We start from the raw sequence: 18,096 nt of genomic DNA on the forward strand, positions 1-18,096 counted from the left end.
ACTATAGTCAATTACGCAATTGGCTCTAGCTGGTCAATAGGCCAACGCGGTGTGGCATGAACAGACAAATCAGCCGTTTCGCCATTCTTCAGGCGCTGCATGCCCGCATAAGCGATCATCGCACCGTTATCTGTACAGAACTCAGTGCGTGGGTAGTACACCTCACCACCGATTTTCTTAGCAAGAGCTTCAAGCTCAACACGCAGTTGCTTGTTGGCACTTACACCGCCAGCAATCACTATACGTTTCATGCCTGTTTCTACCAAGGCGCGCTTACACTTGATTACTAAGGTTGCACAAACAGCTTCTTGGAATGCGTAAGCAATATCAGCACGAGTCTGGTCATCATTATCGTTATCACGAATGGTATTCGCTGCGAACGTCTTTAGACCAGAAAAGCTCATATCTAAACCCGGACGATCGGTCATTGGACGCGGGAACTTAAAACGACCCGGAGTGCCTTTTTCTGCCAAACGAGATAGCAGTGGACCACCAGGGTAATCTAAGCCCATCAGTTTCGCGGTTTTATCAAACGCTTCACCCGCTGCATCATCAATCGATTCACCAAGGATTCGGTATTCACCAATACCTTTCACTTCTACCATCATGGTATGGCCGCCAGAAACCAGCAGAGCCACAAATGGGAATGGAGGTGGGTTGTCTTCTAACATTGGCGCAAGAAGGTGACCTTCCATATGGTGAACAGGCACAGCAGGCACGCCCCACGCATAAGCAATACTGCGACCAATCGTTGCACCTACAAGCAAAGCACCCACTAAACCAGGGCCAGCTGTGTAAGCCACACCATCAATGTCTTTCGACGTTAGGTTCGCTTCAGCTAATGCCGCTTTAATAAGAGGAATTGTTTTTTTCACGTGGTCACGCGAAGCTAGCTCAGGCACCACACCACCGTAATCGGCGTGCAGCTTTACTTGGCTATATAATTGATGAGAAAGCAGCCCTTGCTCATCATCATAAATCGCGATTCCTGTTTCATCACAAGAGGTTTCAATACCAATAATGCGCATAATTTTCTCGGCACGCTTTCGTCTAAAATGGGAAATTAGCGCAATATTACCCTGCCTAAGCTCTTCAAACAAATATTGTACAGACTATAATCGACAAAGTGCTTTACAAAGCCACTGTGATCGGATTAAAATTCCGCACCATTTTTGATCAAGCTGGTTAATGGCCAAACGCGAATAGAGAGTTAGCTCGATGGGTAACTTCTCTGATTTGGTACTGAGTGGCCAGCGATAATGAATAACCCCTGAGGTGAAAGGCATATGCCAATAGTTAAAGTACGTGAAAACGAACCGTTCGACGTTGCACTACGTCGTTTCAAGCGCTCTTGTGAAAAAGCAGGTATCCTTTCTGAAGTTCGCCGTCGCGAGCACTACGAAAAGCCAACTACAGTTCGCAAACGCGCTAAAGCAGCAGCTCAAAAGCGTCACGCTAAGAAGCTAGCTCGCGAAAACGCACGTCGCGTTCGCCTGTACTAATAACTTAATCCATAAGGACTGAGTTATGGCTCTTATTGAACAACTCAAAGAAGAGCAAAAATTAGCGATGAAAGCCAAGGACAAACCGCGCCTTGGCACTATCCGCTTAGCTCTTTCAGCAATTAAGCAACGTGAAGTTGACGAACGGATCACTCTGAACGACGACGACATTCTTGCTGTATTAGTTAAAATGGTTAAGCAACGTCGCGATTCTGTTGCTCAATATGAATCGGCAAATCGTCAAGATCTTGCTGACGTGGAAAAAGCAGAAATTACGGTACTTGAAGGCTTTATGCCTCAACCGCTAACTGATGAAGAAGTTATTGCACTACTTGATAGCGCAATCGCCGAAGCTCAACCAGCGGGCATGCAAGACATGGGTAAAGTAATGGCTATCTTGAAACCACAAATTCAAGGGCGTGCAGATATGGGTAAAGTTAGTGGTTTAGTTCGTTCTAAACTCGCTTAATCCCAAATCAAATTGCAACAAGCCGTGCAATCCTTCGGAACGCACGGCTTGTTTGTATCTGTAACCTATTCAAACTATTATTATCCACACTCTCAGTTAGTGCATTTTTCTAAGGTTTTATGGCAGGACACATCCCGCGTAGTTTCATCGATGATCTCCTAGCGCGTCTCGACATTGTCGACATTGTGGACGCACGCGTGAAACTTAAGAAAAAAGGCAAAAACTATGGTGCTTGTTGCCCATTCCACAACGAAAAGACCCCTTCTTTTAGCGTAAGCCAAGAAAAACAGTTTTACCACTGCTTTGGTTGTGGCGTACACGGTAATGCTATCGACTTCATTATGGAGTTCGAACGTCTCGATTTTGTTGAAGCTATTGAAGAGCTAGCCTCTTTCTTAGGCCTCGATGTTCCTAGAGAACAGCGCAGCGGCGAGATATCAACAGCACCAAGAGCCAACAGCGAACAAAAACGTAACCTCTACGATTTGATGGGCGGCATCAGTAATTTTTACCGCTCTCAACTGAAAATATCAGCCAACAAACCTGCGATAGATTACCTAAAGAATCGTGGCCTTTCGGGCGAGATCGTCCAGAAGTTTGGTATTGGTTATGTGGCCGATGAGTGGGACTTAGTTCGTAAGAACTTTGGCCAACAGAAAGAAGCCCAAGACATGCTCGTGACTGGCGGCATGCTAATTGAGAACGATAAAGGTAACCGATACGACCGATTCCGTGGACGCGTAATGTTCCCGATTCGTGATCGTCGTGGCCGTGTGATTGGTTTTGGTGGTCGTGTATTAGAAGACGGCACACCAAAATACCTCAACTCACCAGAAACACCTATATTCCATAAAGGTAAAGAGCTTTACGGCCTTTATGAAGTGCTGCAAGCCTACCGTGAACCGCCGCAAATACTTGTGGTTGAAGGTTACATGGATGTAGTGGCACTCGCGCAATATGGTGTCGATTACTCAGTAGCATCACTGGGCACCTCGACAACTGGCGACCATGTTCAAATGTTGTTCCGTCAAACCAGCACTGTGGTTTGTTGTTACGATGGTGACCGAGCAGGTAAAGAGGCCGCATGGCGCGCACTAGAAAACGCACTTGAGTATCTGAAAACGGGCAACACGCTTAAGTTTCTGTTCTTGCCCGACGGTGAAGACCCAGACAGCTATATTAGAGAGCATGGCAAAGCCGCTTTTGAACAGCTAGTCCACAATGCGACGCCGCTTTCGACCTATTTGTTCGATAACCTGATTGAAATACACAAGTTGAACTTGGGAACAACCGAAGGGAAATCAGCACTGCGTGCACACGCCAGCGCCTTGATTAACAAAATTCCTGACAGTTACTTCCAAGAATTGCTCGAAAAACTGCTCGATGAGCGAACTGGATTTGATAACCAATTGCGACGTGCGCGTGTTCATACACAGAACCCGACACCTCAACCGCATAAAGAGCTGAAGCGCACTCCAATGCGTGAAGTTATCGCTTTGCTTATCCAAAATCCGAGCTATGCTGATATGGTACCGGATTTATCAAGTGTCAAAGGCTTACAGTTGCCTGGACTAAGTTTATTCGTCGAAGTACTTGATAAATGCCACGCGCATCCCCATATCAACACAGGCCAATTATTAGAGCATTGGCGACACAATAAACATGAGGCTCTTCTGTCTCGTCTCGCGAGCTGGGAAATCCCCCTCGACGAAGACAATCAAGAAGACATATTTTTAGACTCATTGGACAACATACTTGCCCAGTGCGTTGAAAAACAAATTGAAAACCTGCAGGCCAAAGCAAGAAGCGTCGGTTTATCAGCCGAAGAAAAAAGGGAGCTACTAGCTTTAATGCTAGATCTAAAAGCGTAACCCTGTTTGATTAGTCAGCATTTAATAAATTTGTTAACATAATTGGTTTGCATTTGAGAATGCAACGTCCTTCACCAGACCTGAAGTTGGATATCATCTATGGATCAAAATCCGCAGTCACAGCTTAAATTACTTGTTATTAAAGGCAAGGAACAAGGCTATCTGACCTACGCCGAAGTAAACGACCACCTACCTGCAGAAATCGTGGATTCTGAACAGGTAGAAGACATCATTCAAATGATCAACGACATGGGTATCAAGGTAGTTGAAACTGCACCTGATGCTGATGATCTAGCACTTAATGATGACGATGCCAATATAGATGAAGATGCAGCCGAAGCTGCAGCTGCTGCGCTTTCAAGCGTAGAAAGCGAGATTGGCCGTACTACTGACCCAGTTCGCATGTACATGCGTGAAATGGGTACGGTTGAACTACTGACTCGTGAAGGCGAAATCGACATTGCGAAACGTATTGAAGATGGTATCAATACAGTTCAACTATCGGTTGCTGAGTACCCTGGCACTATTCCATACATCTTGGAACAGTTTGACCGCGTACAAGCAGAAGAGATTCGCTTAACAGACCTAATCAATGGCTTTGTTGACCCTGACGACGATGGCACAGCTGCGCCAACGGCGACTCACATCGGTTCAGAACTTGCTGAAACTGATCTGGAAGACGAAGACAAAGAAGACGCTGAAGACGACGAGGAAGAGGAAGAAGAAGATACAGGTATCGATCCTGAACTTGCTCTTGAGAAGTTCACAGCGCTTCGTACTAGCTACCAGAACCGTCAGCTAGCGATCAACGAGTACGGCCATGAAAGCCCGAAAGCAATGCTTGCAACAACAATGATGCAAGACGTATTCAAAGAGTTCCGTCTAACACCAAAACAGTTTGATTACCTAGTAAACGAACTGCGTAACTCAATGGATCGCGTACGTACTCAAGAACGCCTAATCATGCGTCAAACGGTTGAGTACGGCAAAATGCCGAAGAAATCTTTCATTGCTCTATTTACTGGCAACGAATCTAGCGAAGCATGGTTGGATGAAGTTCTTGCTTCAGACAAGCCATACGCAGAAAAGATCAAACGTAACGAGCACGACATCCGTCGCTCTATCCAAAAACTGGATATGATCGAACGTGAAACGTCTCTTACTGTTCAAAGCATCAAAGATATCAGCCGTCGTATGTCTATCGGTGAAGCGAAAGCTCGTCGTGCGAAGAAAGAGATGGTTGAAGCGAACTTACGTCTAGTAATCTCGATTGCTAAGAAGTACACAAACCGTGGTCTACAATTCCTGGATCTAATCCAAGAAGGTAACATCGGTCTGATGAAAGCGGTAGATAAGTTTGAATACCGTCGTGGTTACAAGTTCTCTACTTACGCTACGTGGTGGATCCGTCAAGCAATCACTCGTTCGATTGCCGACCAAGCTCGTACTATCCGTATTCCGGTTCACATGATCGAAACGATCAACAAACTAAACCGTATCTCTCGTCAAATGCTACAAGAGATGGGTCGTGAACCACTTCCGGAAGAACTGGCTGAACGCATGCAAATGCCTGAAGACAAGATCCGTAAAGTACTGAAAATTGCTAAAGAGCCAATCTCAATGGAGACACCAATCGGTGACGACGAAGATTCGCACCTAGGTGATTTCATCGAGGATACAACGCTAGAACTACCTTTAGACTCTGCAACGGCAACAAGCCTACGCGGCGCAACTAAAGACGTTCTTGCTGGCCTAACACCTCGTGAAGCTAAAGTACTGCGTATGCGTTTCGGTATCGATATGAACACTGACCACACTCTTGAAGAAGTGGGCAAGCAGTTCGACGTAACTCGTGAACGTATCCGTCAGATCGAAGCAAAAGCACTGCGTAAACTTCGTCACCCAAGCCGCTCAGAAACTCTGCGTAGCTTCCTAGACGAGTAATCACACGCTTTAGTGCGGTTAGCTTTTAAGCATAAATAAGAAAAGGTGAGCGTTGGCTCACCTTTTTTTTATCCGCATGATTTAAGTGGCTAAGATGTAAGCGGAATTGCCCCTTATAGTGTCTAGACACCACTGAATGCTTCCCCTATAATCTATGCCCTACGGCCCCTTAGCTCAGTGGTTAGAGCGCACGACTCATAATCGTTCGGTCCCCAGTTCAAATCTGGGAGGGGCCACCAAATTAGAAAAGCCAGAACAGTTCACACTGCTCTGGCTTTTTGCTTTTCTGATTCAGTACCAATCACGCCCTGCACTTCCTAACCAGAAACGAATCGTCCCGCACACAATTCCAATTGCCTCTCTGTGACTAAACATACTTTTCTTTTATAAAAAAATCGGCAATATGAGAGTACATAAATCGCTCAATAGTTCAGGGAAGACTCATGAAAGACGAAACACTCTCGATTCACTTCGGTTACGACACTGATCCAACAACCAAATCCGTTGCCACACCTATCTACCAAACCGTCGCTTACGAATTCGATGACGCACAACACGGCGCCGACCTCTTCAACCTTGCGGTACCAGGTAATATCTACACTCGCATAATGAACCCAACCAATGATGTGCTAGAAAAGCGCATGGCAGCCTTAGAAGGGGGTATTGCAGGGTTAGTGGTAAGTGCGGGCAGTGCTGCGATCAACTATGCGATTCAGACGTTGGCGAAAATCGGTGACAACATTGTTTCAACGCCTCAGCTTTACGGTGGTACTTACACCCTGTTTGCTCATATGCTGCCAAACCAAGGGATCGAAGTTCGTTTTGCTAAAGACGATAAACCAGAAAGCTTAGCGGCACTGATTGATGAAAAAACCAAGGCGGTTTACTGCGAAAGTATCGGCAACCCAGCAGGTAATATCATCGACTTAGAACGTGTTGCAGAACTTGCTCACGCTCAAGGCGTGCCTGTGATTGTTGATAACACGGTGGCGACGCCTGTGCTGTGTAAACCTATCGATTTTGGAGCCGACATCGTGGTGCATTCACTAACCAAATACGTGGGTGGTCACGGTACAACGTTAGGTGGCGTGATTGTCGATTCAGGCAAATTCCCGTGGGCAGAACACAAAGACCGCTTCCCTGTGTTTAATCAGCCAGAGCCCTCTTACCATGGTGTGGTTTATACCGAGGCCTTTGGTGAGGCTGCGTTTATTGGTCGTGCTAGAACGGTTCCCCTACGTAATACAGGTGCGGCACTGTCACCAATGAATGCTTTCATGTTGATGCAAGGTTTGGAGACCTTGTCGCTACGCATGGAGCGACACACAGAGAATGCCTTGAAAGTAGCGGAATACCTCAAGCAACACGAGAAAGTCAGCTGGGTAAGTTACGCTGGCCTGCCTGATTCAGAATTCTATCCACTCGCTGAAAAGTACATGCAAGGTAAGCCATCGGCCATTCTATCTTTTGGTTTAAAAGACGGTTATGAAGCCGGCGTTCGCTTCTATGATGCACTGCAAATCTTCAAGCGCCTGGTTAACATTGGCGATGCGAAATCTCTCGCTTGTCACCCAGCTTCGACGACACACCGTCAACTAAGCGAAGCTGAACAGAAACAAGCCGGTGTATCACCGGAGATGATTCGCCTCTCAGTAGGTATCGAGCACATTGACGATATCTTGGCTGACCTAGAGCAAGCACTGAGCGCTTAATGACGCTACAGCTAGCTCTAACACTGCTCGTTAACTAACAGACATAAAAAAGCCCATCACAGGATGGGCTTCTTATTATCTATGTCTTAGATAAGCTGTGGATTACTCAACTGTTACCGCTTTCGCTAGGTTACGAGGTTGGTCAACGTCGGTACCTTTGATTAGTGCGACATGGTAAGACAACAGCTGCATCGGTACTGTGTAGTAGATAGGCGCTGTTACTTCACTTACGTGAGGCATCTTGATGATCTTCATGTTCTCATCGCTTTCAAAGCCAGCGTCTTGGTCTGCGAATACATAAAGTAGACCGCCACGAGCACGAACTTCTTCAACGTTCGATTTCAGCTTCTCTAGCAAGTCGTTGCTTGGTGCAATAACGACTACAGGCATATCTGCATCGATAAGAGCCAAAGGACCGTGCTTAAGCTCACCAGCAGCGTATGCTTCTGCGTGGATGTAAGAGATCTCTTTCAGTTTAAGAGACGCTTCCATCGCGATTGGGTAGAACTCACCACGACCCAAGAACAGTGTGTGGTGCTTATCAGCAAAATCAGGTGCCAGTGCTTCAATTTCTTTATCAAACGCTAATGCTTTCTCGATATCAGCAGGCAGTTGGTGAAGTGCTTGAACGATTTCCGCTTCTTTCTCTTCATTGATACGACCCTGTAGGCGACCAATTGACGTTACCATCATCAGCATCGCGGCTAGTTGAGTTGTGAAAGCTTTAGTAGAAGCAACACCGATCTCTGTTCCTGCGCGAGTCATGAAGGCAAAATCAGATTCACGAACCAGCGAAGAACCTGCAACGTTACAGATGGTCATTGCTGACATGTAACCCTTCTCTTTTGCAAGACGAAGTGCAGCAAGCGTATCCGCCGTTTCACCAGACTGAGACAGAGTCACCAATAGGCTGTTCGGGCGAACAACGAAATCACGGTAACGGAACTCAGAGGCGATCTCTACGTCACAGCTTACGCCAGCTAAAGATTCAAACCAGTAACGCGCTGCCATGCCTGAGTTGTAAGACGTACCACATGCGATGATCTGCACGTGTTCAACCTTGCTTAAGATCTCTTCAGCTTTAACACCGATTGCATTAGTGATTACAGAAGTGTCAGAGATGCGACCTTCCATTGTGTTGATCAGCGCTATTGGCTGTTCGAAGATCTCTTTCTGCATGAAGTGACGGTATTGACCTTTGTCACCAGCGTCATGTTCAGCGTTTGATTCAACGATTTCACGCTCAACACGCTCACCCGCGACATCAAATACAGTTACATCACGACGAGTTACCTCAGCAACATCACCTTCTTCTAGGTACATGAAGCGACGAGTTACGCTCAGTAGCGCCAGTTGGTCAGAAGCAAGGAAGTTCTCACCGACACCAAAACCGATAACGATCGGGCTACCAGAACGAGCCACAACAATGCGGCTAGGATCTTTACGATCAACCGCAACCGTGCCGTACGCGCCGTCTAATTGTTTTGCTGTTTTCTGTAGCGCTTCAACCAAAGAAGCTGAAGTGCGAAGTTCCCACTCAACTAAGTGAGCAATAACTTCTGTATCCGTTTGTGAAGTAAATACGTAGCCACGCTCTTGCAGCATAGCGCGCAGTGCTTCGTGGTTTTCGATAATACCATTGTGTACAACGGCAATATCACCAGACATGTGTGGGTGTGCGTTCGCTTCAGATGGCTCACCGTGTGTCGCCCAACGTGTATGAGCGATACCTGTACCGCCAACCACTTGTTGCTCTTCTACCGCGTCCGCTAGCTCTTGTACTTTACCTAGGCGGCGCACACGAGTTAGGTTAGATTCAGTATCGACTACAGCGACACCTGCTGAATCGTAGCCACGGTATTCTAGACGACGAAGGCCTTCTACTAAAATTTCAGCTACATCACGCTGTGCTACTGCACCAACAATTCCACACATAGTTTCACTCCATCAATTTTGTTTTATTCCTATTGGCAGCAAGCAAAGGCCAGATCTTTATTAAGATCAATTATAGGAAGGTAAATGCATAATACTTAAATTTGTTTTTACGCTGGATCGGTCAGGATCACTCGAACATCATGTGATTCGATACTTGCTTTGGATTCTTCGCCTAAGTCTGTATCGGTAATTAAGATGTCAATGTGTTCCCATGCCAGCTCTAAGTTCGGGATCTTTCGTCCCACTTTTTCCGACTCAACCATCACGATCACTTCTCGTGACACTTCAGCCATTACTTTGCTCAGGCCAACCAGTTCATTAAACGTGGTTGTGCCTCTATCAAGGTCGATACCATCAGCCCCAATAAATAGTTGGTCAAAATCGTAAGCACGAAGCACCGACTCTGCGACTTTGCCTTGGAAAGAGTCCGAATGGGTATCCCAAGTGCCGCCAGTCATTAATAACGTCGGCTCGCTTTCAAGCTCATTAAGCGCATTAGCAACGTGCAATGAGTTGGTCATCACAACCAAGCCACGTTTAGCATTAAGCTGCTGAATTAGGGCACCGGTCGTACTGCCACTATCGATCACGATACGGTTATGGTCGCGAATTAAATCTGCAGCGGCTTTTGCCAATGAAACCTTTCGAGTCGAAACTTGTTGACCCAGTTCTTCGTTGACAACCTCTTTCGGTAACGAAATCGCACCACCATAACGGCGTAAAAGCTGACCGTTTTTCTCTAAAGACGCCAAGTCCTTTCTAATAGTGACCTCTGAGGTTTCAAACTTAGCGGATAATTCATCAACACTAACCTCCCCTTTTTCATTCACTAGGTTAGAAATTGCATGTCTTCTGAGCTGGGTGTTTCGTTTCGACATTTAAAAAAGGCCATTAAGTTTCGATATGAAACATATTATAGTTACAACGAAACTATTTAGTCCATTTATTTTGATCCAAAAAATTAATAAATAGCGATAAAACCTTGTCCTAAGACAATTGTTAAGCAGTGATATTGAACTCATTAGGTGGTAGAATCCGCACCCGAAAAGAAAAAAAATTACAAAACTGACTGTTATTTTTTTGCAACTTACCCCCTATACAGTGGGGTAAGTCACAGAAAACCGATGTTGAATCAAAATCTTTTAGTCATAAAATGACTAAAATTGATGAAAGACTTACAACTCTGAAGGACATATTGGAAGTCCCGCGCTTTTACACAACAGGCACAAAATGTTGATGTAGCGGACCAATCTTCAGAACTTAAATAAATTTCAAATTGTAACAATACTTACCGGAGAGTACCTTCCATGAAAAAGACCAAAATCGTATGTACGATTGGCCCTAAAACTGAATCTGTAGAGAAGCTAACTGAACTAGTAGATGCTGGCATGAACGTTATGCGTCTTAACTTCTCTCACGGTGATTTCGCAGAGCACGGCACTCGTATCGCGAACTTCCGTAAAGTAATGGAAAACAAAGGTGAGCAACTTGCTATCCTTCTAGATACTAAAGGTCCAGAAATCCGTACTATCAAACTTGAAGATGGTAACGACGTAGATCTAGTAGCTGGTCAAGAGTTCACTTTCACAACTGACGCAACAGTTGTTGGTAACAAAGACGTAGTAGCAGTAACTTACCTAGGTTTCGCTAAAGACCTAACAGCGGGTAACACTATCCTTGTTGATGACGGCCTAATCGAAATGGAAGTTATCGCAACAACAGAAACTGAAGTTAAGTGTAAAGTTCTTAACAACGGTGCTCTAGGCGAAAACAAAGGTGTTAACCTTCCTGGCGTTTCTGTTCAACTTCCAGCTCTTTCTGAGAAAGACAAAGCTGACCTTAAGTTTGGTTGTGAGCAAGGCGTTGATTTCGTTGCTGCTTCTTTCATCCGTAAAGAAGAAGACGTTAAAGAAATCCGTGAGCTTCTAAACGCTAACGGCGGCGAGAACATCCACATCATTTCTAAGATTGAAAACCAAGAAGGTGTAGATAACTTCGATTCAATCCTTGAAGCTTCTGACGGCATCATGGTTGCTCGTGGTGACCTAGGTGTTGAAATCCCAGCTGAAGAAGTAATCTTCGCTCAGAAGATGATGATCGAGAAGTGTAACCGCGCACGTAAGATGGTTATCACTGCAACTCAAATGCTTGACTCTATGATCAGCAACCCACGTCCAACTCGTGCTGAAGCGGGTGACGTTGCGAACGCAATCATGGATGGTACTGATGCAGTAATGCTTTCTGGTGAAACTGCTAAAGGTAAGTACCCAGTTGAAGCTGTTACTATCATGGCTCAAATCGCGAACCGTACTGATTCAGCTCTTAAAGCTGAGCTAGGTTCTCGTCTAGACAGCCCACGTCTACGCATCACTGAAGCAGTATGTAAAGGCGCTGTAGACACAGCAGAGAAGCTAGCTGCTCCTCTAATCGTTGTTGCAACTGAAGGCGGTAAGTCTGCACGTTCAGTACGTAAGTACTTCCCAACTGCAAACATCCTTGCTCTAACAACTAACGAAAAGACAGCTGCACAGCTAGTTCTTACTAAAGGTGTTAAGCCAGTTCTTGTTGACTCTATCGAGAACACAGACGCGTTCTACATCAACGGTAAGGAAATCGCTCTACAATCTGGCCTAGGTAACAAAGGCGATATCGTAGTTATGGTTTCTGGTGCTCTAGTAGCTTCTGGTACTACAAACACGGCATCTGTTCACGTTCTATAAGAATGAACCGATTCGCATAAAATATAAAAGAGGGCTTCGGCCCTCTTTTTTTATGAAACAAAATCTTGCCTAACTTTTCAGTACGCTGTATTATCAATCACAATAGAACTACGTACTGTTAACTTCCAATTGGCTCTTTCTAAGAGACGGATTAGCAGACTAGAAATCAAATATAGATGAGGTTTGTAATGTCTAGTCCTACGCTCACTGACAAAGTATCAAAGATGATTCGCCAAGATATTCTTAATGGTGAGTTAACCCCAGGCCAAAAGCTCGTTGTTGCTGATCTAAAAGCACGCTACAACGTTGGCGCATCCCCTATTCGCGAAGCCTTGGTACAGTTATCTTGGAGCAAATACGTAAAGCTAGAGCCACAAAAAGGCTGCTGGGTATCTCCTGTATCAAAGAAAGAGCTGAATGACCTATACGAAAGCCTTCGTGTTGTATCATCGGTTCTGCTTAAAAAAGCGATTTCAGCAGGTGATGAGAGCTGGGAACTGGATGTACTAACGTCTTACCATAAGCTATCGCGAGTACAGTACGTATCTGAAGAGTTTGATTGTGTAGAATGGGAAGAGCGCCACCAGCAATTCCATGTCGCACTGCTTGAAGGGGCAGATTCAGAGAACATGTTTAAGTTCTTTGATGACCTAATCAACCAAGTGAAACGCTACCGCTTCCTCGCTATGTCTGCAGAAAGCGCATCTGATGATCTGTTCAATATTGATGAACACGAAATGATCATGAAACTAGTACTCTCTAAGAATGTAGAACAAGCGACAGAACTGCTTGATCAACACTTACTAGGCTCAATGAAACGAATTGAAGAAGTTATCGAAGCGGCATAATGCCAAGATAGATTCTAACCAAATAAAAACGGAGCCCAACGGCTCCGTTTTTTTGTTTCCAGTACCACGACTGAACTACCACCCAAAAAACTCTTTGTGATGAGTATTGAGCAGCACAACCATAGGTAAAAAATACAATGCACTAAGCTGAAAGCCAAGAATGGCTAATGTGCCTATGGTTAACCTCACTAAAAAATCGACAAACATACCACGCCTCTTTTAACCAGACTGTATGATCCCCAAACTCTTGCTCCAGCTAACCTAATTCTACTGCTGCCTTTCAAGTTATTGATAAGGCTAGCTAACCAGCTGAATTAAGTTAACGGTGTCATCCTTTTACATCTGGTAAACACTCTATTTATTACATCGTTTAACACGATGTAATCTGAAGCAAAGTAGTTTACTTATTGTTCATTTTAGCTCAAATTCTCACCAGCATTAGACTTTAGTCTAACTGTATAGATTTTGTGACACAGGTCGCTCAAAAGTGAGATTCCTAATAAAAAGAGGGAAAGGAAAAAGGAGTCGGGGCGCGACTTGAAGAGGTGAAGCAAATAGAAGACAGGACTAGATAGAAGCGAACCTAAGCGACATCATCATAGCTAGGACACATAGAGACCGTATTACGACCAGACGATTTAGATTCGTAAAGCGCAACATCCGCACACTTGTACGAGCGAGTACTGTTACTGGTTAAATCCGTAAAGCCAACACTCACTGTTACCTTAGTTCCGGCGGCTAGCTCAATCTCGATTCGTAAGCGATCCAATACGCGCTTTGCTTCTGGCAATGAGGTGTGTGGCATCAAGAGTGCAAACTCTTCTCCTCCGACACGTGCAACAAAGTCCGTCCCACGAAGGCTATCTTGCAGAAGCTTAGCAACACCAGCAATCACACGGTCACCTTCGTCGTGGCCAAGTTCGTCATTGATTCGTTTGAAGTTATCGATGTCGACTAAGGCTAAGCAAGTGGTCGCTTCGTTCGGGTAACGCTCAACCAAGCGAGAATAGTAAGCCAGCTGCTCTTCGAATTTTCGTCGGTTCCAAAGATTACTCAAAGAGTCACGTTCACTTAAGATCCTCAAACGTACCTCAAGCTCCTTCCTTACGGAAATATCAACCAACGAGGTGATGTAGTAACTGACTTTGCCTGAATTGTTTTTGACCGCATGCACTCGCATGATCGCAGTAAAAGGAATACGCAGCTTGTTCTTACACTGAACCTCCCCTTCCCATACTTCTTCTTGCTCTAAATGACTCCAGATAGCTGAGCTTGAGAGTACTTGGTCGGTATTCTCAAGCAACAGTTGCAATGCATTTTGACCGATCACTTGTTTTTTGCAGTACCCAGTCATGTTCTCAAATTCGTTGTTGATCATCATTGTGCGGTGCTGCTTATCAGAGATCATCACTGCCGACATGCCATTCAATGCGGCGCGTGCCAATTTACTCTCCAGGCTTCGGCGTCGGTAGTGCGTCACCAGGTAAGCAAACGGGAAAGCGAAAATCAGCACCGTAATCAAAACAACGATCTCTTCATGGGCCAAATCATCTAGATCACGCTCAGCCCGATCCATCAGTTGCTTCTGATTAAGTTGAATCAGTAAATGGACCTTTTGACTGTTCGCGAGCATAACCGTGTTAAAGGCAAACAAATTACCATCTTCAAAAACGTATCCCACCTGATCATTGGAGATCGCATCCCACGTCTTCGGCGCGATATTTTTCAGATTGTAGCCTTTTCTTTCAGGAATAGAATCTCCGAACAACTTACCGCTGTTGTTACTCGCGATGAAGTAACCCGCGTCATTGAGCACTTCTGCTCTAAGATCGTTATCTGGTGAAAAGCTCAGACGCGACGATAGGCCCCATACATCGAGATTGATGACGAGGTAGCCTACTCTTTCGTCAGGGGTTTCTACGGGGGTAAAGACACGGATTACCGGCGAATAAGGGAAGGTGACTTCACCATGCTCCGTTTCAAGCTCAATACCCCAACCGCCAATCTGTTCGGCTTCTAGTTTTTGAGCGTATTGGAAGTAGTTAGAATCCGACCTATCTTGCAGTTGTTGAGGAAACATCACTCTACCGGTATCAGAGGAGTAGTTAACACGCACCAATTCTTTGCCAGTGACACCTAACAGATGGATTTGTGTGTACCACTTCTGATTCACCAGAACAGATTGCCAGACCTCTTCAAGTAGATGTTTGGTTTGGTCTGAGGGAGAGGAAGCAAAGTTAACCAAGCTCTGGCTATGACTGAGTAGCTCCATTACCGAGACTAACTGAGTCTTGAGAAGATCGTAATCTCGCTTGGCATACACTAACTGATGAACGGCTTGCTTAGCTGAGTAGTCAAAGCTCTGCTGTTTTACTTCTTTGTAACGCTGCAAATAATACAGACATACTGCAGAAGACAATATGATAGAGATAATCAGCAATGTAATTATTGATTTTTTATTTCGCATTGCTAACTCAGATGAATGGAAGTGCAGCGCGGGATTATAGCACTCTAAAAAATTAACAAAATAAAAGCCGCTTAAAAAAGCGGCTTTAAAGTTATTTTTTAAAGACTTATCGTCTAGGCTTTCAACGCACGTTCGCCTCGTGCGATGCCAACAACACCACTTCGAGCCACTTCAAGCACTTCCGTCACTTCAGACAGCGCCTGAATGAAGGCATCCAGTTTCTCGCTCGTACCCGCCATTTGAACCGTATATTGAGAAGCCGTGACATCAACGATCTGACCACGGAAGATATCTGCTGTGCGCTTCACTTCCGCACGAGCAAAGCCGCTCGCACGTACTTTTACCATCAATAGCTCACGTTCAATATGCTCAAGCTCAGACACTTCTTGTACTTTAAGTACGTCGATTAGCTTATGTAGCTGTTTCTGGATCTGCTCAAGCTGCATTTCGCTAGAGTTAGTGGTTACATTAAGACGAGACAGCGTCGGATCATCGGTTGGAGATACGTTCAAAGACTCGATGTTGTAGCCACGCTGAGAAAACAAGCCAACTACACGAGAAAGCGCACCAGGTTGGTTTTCCATTAGTAGTGAAATAATGTGTCTCATATTATGTTCTCTCCGTTTTGCTTAGCCACATGTTATCCATACCCTCGCCTTTGATCTGCATTGGGTATACGTGCTCGGTGTCATCCACACTAATATCGACAAATACCAAACGGTCTTTCATCGCCAGTGCTTTTTCCAAACCTGATTCCAGTTCATCCGGAGATGAAATACGCATACCAACGTGGCCATAAGCCTCAGCGATAGCAGCAAAATCAGGAACAGAGTCCATATATGAGTTAGAGTAACGACCTTGATAAACAATGTCTTGCCACTGTTTTACCATGCCTAGGAAACGGTTGTTAAGGTTAATAATCTTAACCGGGATATTGTATTGCAGCGCTGTCGACAGCTCTTGGATATTCATTTGAATACTGCCGTCACCGGTTACCACAACCACTTCTTCATCTGGCTTAGCAAACTTAACGCCCATACCAGCAGGCAGGCCAAAGCCCATTGTGCCTAGACCACCAGAGTTAATCCAACGACGTGGCTTGTTAAACGGGTAGTACAAAGCAGCAAACATTTGGTGTTGACCTACATCAGAAGCAACATAGGCATCGCCATTGGTTACTTTATGCAGTGTTTCAATTACTTGCTGTGGTTTGATGCGCTCAGACGATTTCTCGTAAGCTAGGCAGTCACGCTCTTGCCACTGCTTAATTTCACTCCACCAACTTTCAATCGCTTCTGCATCGTTAGTGCCGCCTTGCTCAACGAGCAAGTTGACCATGCTCTCTAGAACCTTTTCAGCTGAACCTACAATCGGCAGATCCACTTTTACGTTCTTAGAGATTGAAGATGGGTCGATATCAATGTGCATGATCTTCGCATCAGGGCAGTACTTATCTAGGTTATTGGTCGTTCGATCATCGAAACGTACGCCAATACCAAAGATCAAATCCGCATTGTGCATCGCCATGTTGGCTTCATACAAACCATGCATGCCCAACATACCCAAAGAGTTCTTATGAGTGCCAGGGAAAGCGCCAAGTCCCATTAGGGTGCTTACCACAGGTAAATTCAGTGCCTCTGCTAATTTTAACAGCGGCTTATCTGCCTCAGAAATAACCGCACCACCACCGACATAAAGTACCGGCTTCTTCGCTTCAAGAAGGGCTTTTAGCGCCTTTTTGATCTGACCTTTATGACCCGTAACCGTTGGGTTATACGAACGCATTTTGATCGTTTCTGGGTATTCATAAGGAAGCTTGATTTGTGGATTTAAGATGTCTTTTGGCAGATCAATAACCACAGGACCTGGACGTCCTGTCGTTGAAATATAGAATGCTTTTTTAACGACTTCTGGGATATCTTCCGCTTTCTTAACTAAGAAGCTGTGTTTAACGATCGGGCGTGATACACCCACGATGTCACACTCTTGGAAGGCGTCATTACCAATAAGGTTATTTGGTACGTTACCAGAAATAACAATCATTGGGATTGAGTCCATGTAGGCTGTTGCAATACCAGTAACGGTATTGGTCGCACCTGGACCAGAACACACAAGTACTACACCCGGTTTACCGGTAGAACGAGTATAGCCATCTGCCATGTGGGTAGCGGCTTGTTCGTGTCGTACTAATACGTGTTTAATTTCAGCAGTTTTAGCATGCAGCGCATCGTAGATATCAAGTACAGAACCACCTGGGTAACCAAAGATTTGTTCTACACCCTCTTCAATTAGAGACTGCACCACCATCTCAGCGCCGGATAACATTTCAGCGCCGGATGACATGGCTGTTTCAGGTTTTGTTGTCATATTGCTCTCCTCACCAGTTTCCAATCATATTTGGTGAACATGTTGGGCTGGTTTTTCATAGTCTAGGGCTTATTCGTAGCCTAATTCGAAATACTTCCACTTTTTCGGCTATGGCTGTCTGTCGTGATAACAACAAACAGTAATACGAAACAACTTTAACGCTTTATTATCATCTGGTCTAACGCCTGTTATTCGGCAACTGTGCCAAAAAACCAACTATTAGCTAAAAGCATTAAATAAAACCCAACCCAGACCCTAAGG

The 18,096-nt window shown here is 45.1% G+C and carries 13 protein-coding genes and 1 tRNA gene; 8 read left to right on the top strand and 6 right to left on the bottom strand.

What is annotated here, in order from left to right:
- Nucleotides 1–11 precede the first annotated feature (11 nt).
- A complete protein-coding gene (tsaD, locus tag MSG38_RS18435; RefSeq protein ID WP_019826876.1) occupies nucleotides 12–1,028 on the bottom strand; it encodes a tRNA (adenosine(37)-N6)-threonylcarbamoyltransferase complex transferase subunit TsaD in 1,017 nt (338 codons plus the stop codon).
- Between the two features lie 258 nt (nucleotides 1,029–1,286).
- Between tsaD and rpsU the strand changes: the two genes are divergently transcribed.
- The 6 genes from rpsU (at nucleotide 1,287) to MSG38_RS18465 (ending at nucleotide 7,498) form a co-directional block, all read left to right on the top strand.
- Complete coding sequence (rpsU, locus tag MSG38_RS18440; protein WP_004396009.1) at nucleotides 1,287–1,502, top strand: 30S ribosomal protein S21; 216 nt, start codon at nucleotides 1,287–1,289, stop codon at nucleotides 1,500–1,502.
- Nucleotides 1,503–1,527: 25 nt separating this feature from the next.
- Complete coding sequence (locus tag MSG38_RS18445; protein WP_017069475.1) at nucleotides 1,528–1,971, top strand: GatB/YqeY domain-containing protein; 444 nt, start codon at nucleotides 1,528–1,530, stop codon at nucleotides 1,969–1,971.
- 119 nt (nucleotides 1,972–2,090) lie between these two features.
- A complete protein-coding gene (dnaG, locus tag MSG38_RS18450) occupies nucleotides 2,091–3,842 on the top strand; it encodes a DNA primase (protein ID WP_017069474.1) in 1,752 nt (583 codons plus the stop codon).
- 99 nt (nucleotides 3,843–3,941) lie between these two features.
- Nucleotides 3,942–5,786, top strand: a complete 1,845-nt coding sequence (gene rpoD, locus MSG38_RS18455; protein ID WP_048614894.1) for an RNA polymerase sigma factor RpoD — start codon at nucleotides 3,942–3,944, stop codon at nucleotides 5,784–5,786.
- A gap of 163 nt (nucleotides 5,787–5,949) precedes the next feature.
- Nucleotides 5,950–6,025: transfer RNA gene (locus MSG38_RS18460), tRNA-Ile, on the top strand.
- A gap of 204 nt (nucleotides 6,026–6,229) precedes the next feature.
- Nucleotides 6,230–7,498, top strand: coding sequence for an O-acetylhomoserine aminocarboxypropyltransferase/cysteine synthase (locus MSG38_RS18465; protein WP_050651947.1), 1,269 nt, complete (start codon nucleotides 6,230–6,232; stop codon nucleotides 7,496–7,498).
- A gap of 102 nt (nucleotides 7,499–7,600) precedes the next feature.
- Here MSG38_RS18465 and glmS read toward each other — a convergent pair whose 3' ends face one another.
- Complete coding sequence (gene glmS / locus MSG38_RS18470; protein ID WP_059021554.1) at nucleotides 7,601–9,433, bottom strand: glutamine--fructose-6-phosphate transaminase (isomerizing); 1,833 nt, start codon at nucleotides 9,431–9,433, stop codon at nucleotides 7,601–7,603.
- 107 nt (nucleotides 9,434–9,540) lie between these two features.
- Nucleotides 9,541–10,311 carry a DeoR family transcriptional regulator gene (locus tag MSG38_RS18475; protein WP_048614888.1) on the bottom strand — a complete coding sequence of 257 codons (771 nt, stop codon included), beginning with the start codon at nucleotides 10,309–10,311 and terminating at the stop codon, nucleotides 9,541–9,543.
- A 429-nt stretch (nucleotides 10,312–10,740) separates the two neighbouring features.
- Between MSG38_RS18475 and pykF the strand changes: the two genes are divergently transcribed.
- Both pykF and MSG38_RS18485 read left to right on the top strand, forming a co-directional pair.
- Entirely contained in the window at nucleotides 10,741–12,153 is a 1,413-nt protein-coding gene (pykF, locus tag MSG38_RS18480) for a pyruvate kinase PykF (protein WP_017061403.1), read from the top strand.
- Between the two features lie 176 nt (nucleotides 12,154–12,329).
- Nucleotides 12,330–13,001: a GntR family transcriptional regulator gene (locus MSG38_RS18485; protein ID WP_019826885.1), complete on the top strand. Its 672-nt coding sequence runs from the start codon at nucleotides 12,330–12,332 to the stop codon at nucleotides 12,999–13,001.
- Nucleotides 13,002–13,584: 583 nt separating this feature from the next.
- Here the strand turns inward: MSG38_RS18485 and MSG38_RS18490 are convergent.
- From MSG38_RS18490 to MSG38_RS18500, 3 genes are all read right to left on the bottom strand, one after another.
- Entirely contained in the window at nucleotides 13,585–15,468 is a 1,884-nt protein-coding gene (locus MSG38_RS18490) for a diguanylate cyclase (protein ID WP_248402372.1), read from the bottom strand.
- A 113-nt stretch (nucleotides 15,469–15,581) separates the two neighbouring features.
- On the bottom strand, nucleotides 15,582–16,076 hold the full coding sequence (ilvN, locus tag MSG38_RS18495; RefSeq protein ID WP_008219984.1) for an acetolactate synthase small subunit: 495 nt from the start codon (nucleotides 16,074–16,076) through the stop codon (nucleotides 15,582–15,584).
- 1 nt (nucleotide 16,077) lies between these two features.
- Entirely contained in the window at nucleotides 16,078–17,835 is a 1,758-nt protein-coding gene (locus tag MSG38_RS18500; protein ID WP_019826887.1) for an acetolactate synthase 3 large subunit, read from the bottom strand.
- Nucleotides 17,836–18,096: the final 261 nt, after the last annotated feature.

The organism is Vibrio sp. 1CM24A (genome assembly GCF_023161725.1).
Lineage (GTDB): Bacteria > Pseudomonadota > Gammaproteobacteria > Enterobacterales > Vibrionaceae > Vibrio > Vibrio coralliirubri.